8 protein-coding genes are annotated in these 8,033 nt (G+C 73.3%); 4 read left to right on the forward strand and 4 right to left on the reverse strand.

What is annotated here, in order from left to right; all coding sequences use genetic code 11:
• Positions 1-32 precede the first annotated feature (32 nt).
• Positions 33-359: a DUF2530 domain-containing protein gene (locus tag ACGFSC_RS37590; RefSeq protein ID WP_359905737.1), complete on the reverse strand. Its 327-nt coding sequence runs from the start codon at positions 357-359 to the stop codon at positions 33-35.
• A 188-nt stretch (positions 360-547) separates the two neighbouring features.
• On the opposite strand from ACGFSC_RS37590, the gene ACGFSC_RS37595 reads away from it, so the two are divergent.
• Complete coding sequence (locus ACGFSC_RS37595) at positions 548-2,008, forward strand: NCS2 family permease (RefSeq protein WP_359905734.1); 1,461 nt, start codon at positions 548-550, stop codon at positions 2,006-2,008.
• A 76-nt stretch (positions 2,009-2,084) separates the two neighbouring features.
• On the opposite strand, the gene ACGFSC_RS37600 is transcribed toward ACGFSC_RS37595, so the two are convergent.
• A complete protein-coding gene (locus ACGFSC_RS37600; protein WP_359905731.1) occupies positions 2,085-2,534 on the reverse strand; it encodes a VOC family protein in 450 nt (149 codons plus the stop codon).
• A 131-nt stretch (positions 2,535-2,665) separates the two neighbouring features.
• On the opposite strand from ACGFSC_RS37600, the gene ACGFSC_RS37605 reads away from it, so the two are divergent.
• Both ACGFSC_RS37605 and ACGFSC_RS37610 read left to right on the forward strand, forming a co-directional pair.
• Complete coding sequence (locus ACGFSC_RS37605; protein WP_359905728.1) at positions 2,666-3,589, forward strand: DUF4231 domain-containing protein; 924 nt, start codon at positions 2,666-2,668, stop codon at positions 3,587-3,589.
• Positions 3,590-3,772: 183 nt separating this feature from the next.
• Positions 3,773-5,491, forward strand: a complete 1,719-nt coding sequence (locus tag ACGFSC_RS37610) for an enoyl-CoA hydratase-related protein (RefSeq protein ID WP_359905726.1) — start codon at positions 3,773-3,775, stop codon at positions 5,489-5,491.
• 132 nt (positions 5,492-5,623) lie between these two features.
• On the opposite strand, the gene ACGFSC_RS37615 is transcribed toward ACGFSC_RS37610, so the two are convergent.
• The gene (locus ACGFSC_RS37615; protein ID WP_359905724.1) at positions 5,624-6,505 is read right to left on the reverse strand and encodes an MHYT domain-containing protein; all 882 of its coding nucleotides are present in this window, start codon (positions 6,503-6,505) and stop codon (positions 5,624-5,626) included.
• A gap of 295 nt (positions 6,506-6,800) precedes the next feature.
• Entirely contained in the window at positions 6,801-7,259 is a 459-nt protein-coding gene (locus tag ACGFSC_RS37620; RefSeq protein ID WP_359905722.1) for a VOC family protein, read from the reverse strand.
• A 120-nt stretch (positions 7,260-7,379) separates the two neighbouring features.
• On the opposite strand from ACGFSC_RS37620, the gene ACGFSC_RS37625 reads away from it, so the two are divergent.
• The gene (locus ACGFSC_RS37625; protein ID WP_359905720.1) at positions 7,380-7,814 is read left to right on the forward strand and encodes a MarR family transcriptional regulator; all 435 of its coding nucleotides are present in this window, start codon (positions 7,380-7,382) and stop codon (positions 7,812-7,814) included.
• Positions 7,815-8,033: the final 219 nt, after the last annotated feature.

Genomic DNA, 8,033 nt, shown 5'->3' on the forward strand with positions numbered 1-8,033 from the left:
CTTATGTCCGGTGCGTGCTACTAAAGGACCATTCAGTCCGACCGGGTGGCCGGACCCTGGCCGTCGTCCCCGGTCGCCCGTTCGGCCGTGTGCCCCGGTGCCGGTCCGGCCGCCTCGGCGGCGCGGCTGCGGGCGATCGCGTCCCGCCGGGCGCGGCAGTACCAGAGGCCGATCAGGCCGAGCAGGCCGCCGGAGAGGCAGATCCAGGGCCAGGTGCCGTGGCCGTGCGCGGAGAGGCTGCCCTGGAAGGGGAGCAGGGCGAGGAAGGCGATGAACCACAGCACCGTGCCGCCGCCGACGATGGCGACGTCGTTGGCCTCCAGCGGAGGGGGCGAGGGGTGCAGCGGCGTCTTGGGCATGGGGTCTAGCGTACGGTGCGGTGGGGCGGCCGCGCGGGTGCCGGGACGCCCCGCAGGCCCCCCGCAGGCTCTACGCGCGAAGATAGCGCGTGTGCGATCGGGAAACCATACTTAAAGATCTGCGCCCGGCCACCGTCGCCCCGGGCGTCCCCCACCCTCTCCTCAGCTCCCCCACAGAGGACGCACGCATGCCTGTGGTCCAGCCGACCACCGAGTCGCCCGAACCCGCCGACGCCGCGCCGAAGCCCCCCACGAGCGCCGTCGACCGCTTCTTCCGGATCAGCGAGCGCGGCTCCACCCTGCCGCGCGAGATCCGCGGTGGTGTCGCCACCTTCTTCACCATGGCGTACATCCTGGTGCTGAACCCGATCATCCTGGCCAGCGGCACGGACGTCACCGGGGCCCACCTGGACAGCGGCCAGCTGGTCACCGCCACCGCCCTCACCGCGGGTCTCACCACCCTGCTGATGGGCGTCATCGGCAACGTCCCGATCGGCCTGGCCGCCGGCCTCGGCGTCAACACGATCGTGGCGCTCCAGCTCGCTCCGAAGATGACCTGGCCGGACGCCATGGGCATGGTCGTGCTGGCCGGTTTCGCGATCATGCTGCTGGTCGCCACCGGTCTGCGCGAGCGCGTCATGAACGCCGTCCCGCTCGGCCTGCGCAAGGCGATCGCGATCGGTATCGGTCTGTTCATCAGCCTGGTCGGCCTGGTCGACTCCGGCTTCGTCAGCCGCATCCCGGACGCCGCCCACACCACCGTCCCGCTCCAGCTCGGCGGCAACGGGCACCTGCTCGGCTTCCCGGTGCTGATCTTCGTGGTCGGCCTGCTGCTCACCCTGGTCCTGCTGATCCGCAAGGTGCCCGGCGCCATCCTGATCAGCATCGCGGTCTCCACGGCGCTCGCCGCGGTCATCGACAAGGTGGCCGACGTCCCGGCGGCCAAGTGGGGCCTCACCGTCCCGACCTGGCCGGGCAACCCGGTCTCCGCGCCGGACTTCGGACTGGTCGGCAAGGTCAGCCTGTTCGGCGGCTTCGAGAAGGTCGGCGTGCTGACCGGCCTGCTCTTCGTCTTCACCGTGCTGATGTCCTGCTTCTTCGACGCGATGGGCACCATCCTCGGCGTGGCCGACGAGGCCCACCTGCTGGACGAGAAGGGCGACCTGCCCGGCATCAACAAGGTCCTGATGGTCGACGGCATCGCCACCGCGGCCGGCGGCGCCACCTCCGCCTCCGCCAACACCTGCTTCGTCGAGTCCACCGCCGGCGTCGGCGAGGGCGCCCGGACCGGCTTCGCCTCGATCGTCACCGGCCTGCTCTTCGTGGTGGCGCTCTTCCTCACCCCGCTCGCCACCATGGTCCCGGCCCAGGCCGCCACCCCGGCCCTGGTCACCGTCGGCTTCCTGATCCTGGCCAACTCGATCAAGTCGATCGACTGGGCCGACTACACGATCGCGATCCCGGCCTTCGTGACCATCGTGATGATGCCGTTCACCTACAGCATCACCAACGGCATCGGCATGGGCTTCATCGTCTTCTGCGTGATGCGCCTGGCCGCCGGCCGCGGCCGGGAGGTCCCCGTCCCGATGTACGCGGTGGCGGCGGTGTTCGCCTTCTACTACCTGATGCCGGCCTTCGGCCTGCTCTGACGCCGTACGCCGACCGAGCCCCGTCCCCCCGGTTCCGGGAGGGCGGGGCTCCGGCGTTCCCGGGGCGGCCGTCCGGTCAGTGGACGCAGAACTCGTTGCCCTCCGGGTCCCGCATGACGGTCCAGGCGCCGCCGGGCTCCTCGACGTGCCGCAGGACGGTGGCGCCGAGGGATCCGAGGCGGGCGACGGTGGCCTCGCGCTCGCCCGGGCCGGGGTGGACGTCGAGGTGCAGGCGGTTCTTGCCCCGCTTGGGCTCGGGGACGGCCTGGAACAGGACACGGCGGCCGAGGCCGGTGTCCGAGGCCGGATCGAACGGGTCCTCGGGGTGGCGGACGGCGGCCAGGGAGCGCCAGGCCGGGCGGCCGTCCAGCTCGGTGAGGTCATCCGGGCCGACCGCGCCGGCGGCGAGCAGCCGGGTGATCAGCGCGCCGTGGTCCTCCTGCCTGTACTCCAGGGCGGCGGCCCAGAAGGCGGCCTGGCGGTGCGGATCGGCGCAGTCGATGACGAGCTTCCAGTGCAGCGGCATGTAACCGTTTCTACCGGTTACCGGGAGGGCGGGCAACGACCGGCCGTCAGAAGTTGTCAAAAAGGCACTCGTGTAGGCGAGTTGGCGGAGGGAATACTGCCTGGACGGAGAAGGGGGAGGGGACTCGACCGATGGTGCAACAGGATCCGCCGGGGGGCGTCGAGGCACAGCTGCTGCCGGAGCTGTTCTGGACGACGGACAAGGCCTCGCTGGACGGCCAGCGCGAGACGCTGCGCTGGTACCGCGGACTGATCGCGATGCTGGTGGTCGCCGCTGTGATCGGGTCGTTCCCGGGCCCGGACGACAAGGGCGACTTCGACGTCTGGCCGCTGTTCTCGGTCGCCGCCTTCCTGGTGGCCGGCTACTTCTGGTCCCGGCTGCGCCGCGGCAACCCGCAGGGCCGCTGGTACCAGGCCCGGGCGGCGGCCGAGTCGGTCAAGACGCTGGCCTGGAAGTACACCGTCCGGGCCCGGCCGTTCGACGGCCCGGCCGAGTCCGCGGACGTCGACCGCGGCTACCTGCTCCAGGTCGAGGACGTGCTGCGCGCCTTCGAGGACCCGGAGATCGTGCCGCCCGGCAGCGTCGCCGAGATCACCCCGGAGATGCGCCGCCGGCGCGCCGAGAGCCTGACCGCGCGGCGCACCCTCTACCTGCGCACCCGGGTCGAGGGCCAGCGCACCTGGTACCGCTCCCGGGCCGAGGCCTGCGACTCGCAGGCGGTCTCCTGGGGACTCGGCGTCGCGGTGCTGATCATCGTCGGTGCCGCGGCGGCCGTCGCCCAGGCCACCGGCGCGCTGCCGGTGCACCTGTTCGGCGCCACCTCGGCCGCGGCCGCGGCGATCATCGCCTGGACGCAGCTCAAGCAGCTCGGCCCGCTGGCCGCCGCCTACCAACTGGCCGCGCGCGAGCTGGAGAACGTCGGCAACCAGCTGTCCGACCTCGACCTCCGGGCGCCGGACGCCGAGGCGGGCTGGGCCCGGCTGGCCGCCGAGGCCGAGGACGCCGTCTCCCGGGAGCACACCACCTGGCGGGCCCGCAGGGCGTTCCCGCGCTGAGCCGGGCCGGGCGGGGGAGAGTACTCGACCGGAGCGGGGACTTGGGGAGATCCGGCGAAACGCGGGGCGCAGGTGTGCGGGGTGCGTGAGGGTAGAGCGCCCAGGTACGGACCGTAATCATTACGTGTCCATGCCCTGGTTTCATCGCCTGCGCGCGACCCCAGTTCCCGCCGGAGGCCCTCCTTGCGCATTCTCCTGATCGCCAGCGCGTTCAACAGCCTGACCCAGCGCGTCCACACCGCCCTGCGCGAGCGCGGCCACCAGGTCGCCGTCCAACTCGCCCTCGACGACGAGCGGATGAGGGCGGCGGTGGCCCGCACCGACCCCGAGCTGATCGTCTGCCCGATGCTCACCAAGGCCGTCCCGCAGGACATCTGGTCCACCCGGACCGTCCTGATCGTGCACCCGGGCCCCAAGGGCGACCGCGGCCCCTCCTCGCTCGACCGGGCGATCACCGAGGGGGTGGAGCGCTGGGGCGTCACCGTGCTGCAGGCCGTCGCGGAGATGGACGCCGGCGACATCTGGGCGTCCGTCGAGTTCCCCGTCCCCGCCTGCGGCAAGAGCGAGTTGTACCGGGGCGAGCTCGCCGACGCCGCCACCGAGGCCGTCCTGCTGGCCGTCCAGCGCTACGAGGGCGGGCTGTTCACCCCCGAGCCGCTGGACTACGCGCGGCCGGACGTGCACGGCGAAGCGCGCCCCTTCCTGCGCCAGGAGGAACGCCGGATCGACTGGGAGCGGGACGGCACCGCCACCGTGCTGCGCAGGCTGCGCGCCGCCGACTCCCAGCCCGGCGTCCTGGACGAGCTGTACGGACGGGAGTTCTTCCTGCACGGCGGCCACCCCGAGGACGAACTGCGCGGCCCGGTGCCCGGCGCCGTGCTGGCCACCCGGGACGGCGCGATCTGCCGGGCCACCGTGGACGGCGCGGTGTGGATACCGCAGCTGCGCCCGCGCCGCACCCCCGGCGGGCCGGTCACCTTCAAGCTGCCGGCCGCCACGGTGCTCGCCGACGAGCTGTACCGGGTCCGCGAGGTGCCGGTGAGCCCGGAGCGGGCGGGCAGTCGGGACACCTGGTCGGAGCTGCGCTACCGCGAGGAGGGCGAGGTCGGCTTCCTCGAATTCGCCCACGCGGGCGGGGCGATGAGCACCGAGCAGTGCCGTCGGCTGCTCACCGCCTACCGGGAGGCGGCCGACCGGCCGACCTCGGTGCTGGTGCTCGGCGCGCCCCGGGACTTCTACTCCAACGGGATCCAGCTCAACGTCATCGAGGGCGCGGCCTTCCCGGCGCTGGAGTCCTGGGAGAACATCAACGCGATGGACGACTTCGTCGAGGCGGTGCTGACCACGACGGACAAGGTGACGGTGGCGGCGCTGGCCGGGAACGCGGCCGCCGGCGGGCTGATGGCGGCGCTCGCCGCCGACGAGGTGTGGTGCCGGGAGTCGGCGGTGCTCAACCCGCACTACCGGCTGATGGGCCTGTACGGCTCCGAGTACTGGACGTACACCCTGCCCCGCCGGGTCGGTGCCGAGCAGGCCGAGCGGCTCACCGCCGAGGCGCTGCCGGTCGGCGCCGACCACGCCCGCCGGATCGGCCTGGTGGACCGCACGGTCGGCGGGGACGCGGCCGGGTTCCGCCGCTGGGTGGCGCGCGAGGCGGCCCGGATCGCCGCCTCGCCGGACCTCACCGGGCGGCTGGTGGACAAGAAGCGCCGCCGCGCGGTCGACGAGGAGGCCAAGCCGCTGGCCGAGTACCGGGCGGAGGAACTGCGCCGGATGCACGCCAACTTCTACCGGGCGGGCGAGCCGTACCACGCGCTGCGGCGGGACTTCGTGCACAAGGTCTGCCCGGTGGCCACGCCGGAGCACGTGGCGGGGCTGCTCGGGCGGCCCGGACAGCCGTAACGGTCGGCCCGGGCCCCGGCGGGGGCCGGAGGCGGGGACCGCGGGGATACCGGGAGCGGGGACGGGCGGCGCCCGGCCGGGGTGGGGGGCCCGGCCGGACGCCCGCTCGGGCCCCCGCTCCCGCGCCCGGCCTCAGCGCCGGGCGGCCCCGCCCAGCGGCCGCCGCTGCGGGAGCAGCGGGCTGCCCTGGTCGCCCGGGGTGCGCGCGGCCCCCGCGGCCCGTGCGGTCCCGGAGGCGCGCTGGGGCCGCGGAGGCAGCGGGGCGGCCGGACCGGCCAGCAGGGGCTGGGAGTCGGACCGGCTCGGCGAGACCGCGAAGGCCAGCGAGCCGAAGAACACGTAGCAGCCCAGCCCGACCCCGAGCGGGAAGATGAACTGGAGCGCCATCACGCCGGCCTCGGTGGAGCGCGAGAAGTCCAGGTGGACGGAGAGCGCCGCCATGCCGGTGTAGTGCATCGCGCAGACCGCCACGCCCATCACCGGCGCCGCCGCCAGCACGGCGAGCGTGCCCCGGATGTTGAGCGCGGCCCAGAGCGCGGCCGTGGCCGCGACCACGGCGATGGCCACCGAGGCGGCCACGGTGGGCCGGTCGTAGCCGAGCGTGCCGGGCAGGACCATCGCGGCCATGCCCAGGTAGTGCATCGCGGCGACCCCCAGACCGGTGGTCAGCCCGCCGACCAGCAGCGCCAGGACGCGGCGCCGCCAGTACCCGACGGTGAAGAGCCCGACGCCGACCACGGCGACGGCGACCAGCAGGCTGAGCACGGTCAGGCCGGGCCGGTAGCCGATCTCGACGCCGGTCACGGAGAAGCCGAGCATCGCGATGAAGTGCATGGACCAGATCCCGGCCCCGAGCGAGGTCGAGGCGAACAGCAGCCAGACGGCCCGGGTGCGGCCCCGGGAGACGAGTGCCCAGCGGGCGCTGCGCAGGGCGACGAAGGCGCCGACGCAGGCGACGAAGTACGAGACCGCCGGTGTCACCCAGCCGTGGTCGGCATGATGGATCTCACCCAATGGAGCTCCCTGGAGGAGGGTTGAGGGCACCGGGGCGCGGGCGGACGCGGCTGGCCGGGGAAGGCGCGCGGCGGCGGGCACCGGAGCGGGAACGTGCTCCCGCAGGGGAGGAGCCTGGCATGTGGTGCCCCTGACAATCGGGGAGAGTAACCACTGCCCGGCGGTCGCACAATGTTCGTGCTTTTCGTGAAGTCCCAGGTCAGGATGGGCCTTTACGCGGCCTGCATGATCCCGGCACCAACCCCTGACACCGCCTGCGCACCGCCTCCGGGTGACTGCGGGCCGCCGTCGGCGCTCACTCCAGGGGGGCTAGCCCGAACGGGTGGCCGGCCGGGTCGATCAGCACCCGCAGGGTGCGGCCGTGCTGGTAGGCGGGCTCGGTGGCGCCGAGCGCGAGGGCCTTCGCGGTGGCCTCGTCCAGGTCGTCGACGTAGAAGTCGAGGTGGAAGTGCTTGCTGCCGTCCGGTTCCGTCCACGGCTCCGGCCGGTAGCCGGTCACCCGGCCGAAGCCCAGCGGGCTGCCGCCCTCGGGGTTGTCCAGGATCGCGAAGCGCTCGTCCGCGTGCCTGGTCTCCCACCCCAGCAGCTCGCCGTAGAACGAGGCCAGTGCGACCGGGTCGGCGCAGTCGATGGTGACCATGGCGAGCCGGGCGAAGCCGGTGTCGCCGGGCCCGGTGCGCGCGGACCGCTCGGACGGCTGCGGCTGTTCGGACCGCTGGGACCGCTCGGACTGCTCGGTGGCGAGGTCGGACATGGCAGGTCGGCCCTTCTGGGAGAGAGCTGAGGCCCATGACCAATATGGCACCGCGGTGACCCTCCGGCACGGCGGCGGATCTCATTTTCCTTAGCGAGAGTAATGACGTAGGCTAAAGAGATGCCCGAGATGTCCGAGCAGGACCTCGCAGCGGTCAGTCAGCTGCGATCGTCCACGATGCGCCTCTCCCGACGACTCAAACACCAGCGGGTGGAGGAGTCGCTGAGTCCCACCGAGATGGGAGTGCTGGGCACCCTCGCCCGGTGCGGAAAGGCGACGCCGGGTGAGCTCGCCCGGAAGGAGCACGTGCAGCCTCCTTCGATGACCAGGATCGTCGCGATGCTGGAGGAGAAGGGGCTGGTGCGGCGCGAACCGCACCCCGAGGACCGCCGCCAGGTGGTCGTCAGCAGCACCGAGCAGGCCGAGACGATCCTCGCGGAGAGTCGTCGACGCCGGAACGTCTGGCTCGCCGAGCTCGCCCAGGGGCTCGACGAGGAGGAATGGGCCGTCCTCAGGGAGGCCGCGCCCGTGCTCTACAAGCTCGCCCACCTGTAGCCCGTACACCTGTCGCTCGTACACCTCCGAGGCACACCGACCCCGGCCGGCCGCCGGGAGAAGAAGGAGCCCGCATCACCGCAGGACCGACCACCGACACCAGGAGCGCGGCGGCCCCCCCCCAGGCCCGCGCGCCCCCCGGGGGGGCCCACCGGACACCCCCCCCCCCCCCCCCCCCCCCCCCCCACCCCCCCCACCCCCCCCCCCCCCACCCCCCGG

Origin of the sequence: Kitasatospora sp. NPDC048715, from assembly GCF_043198905.1 — a bacterium.
Classification (GTDB): domain Bacteria; phylum Actinomycetota; class Actinomycetes; order Streptomycetales; family Streptomycetaceae; genus Kitasatospora; species Kitasatospora lactacystinica.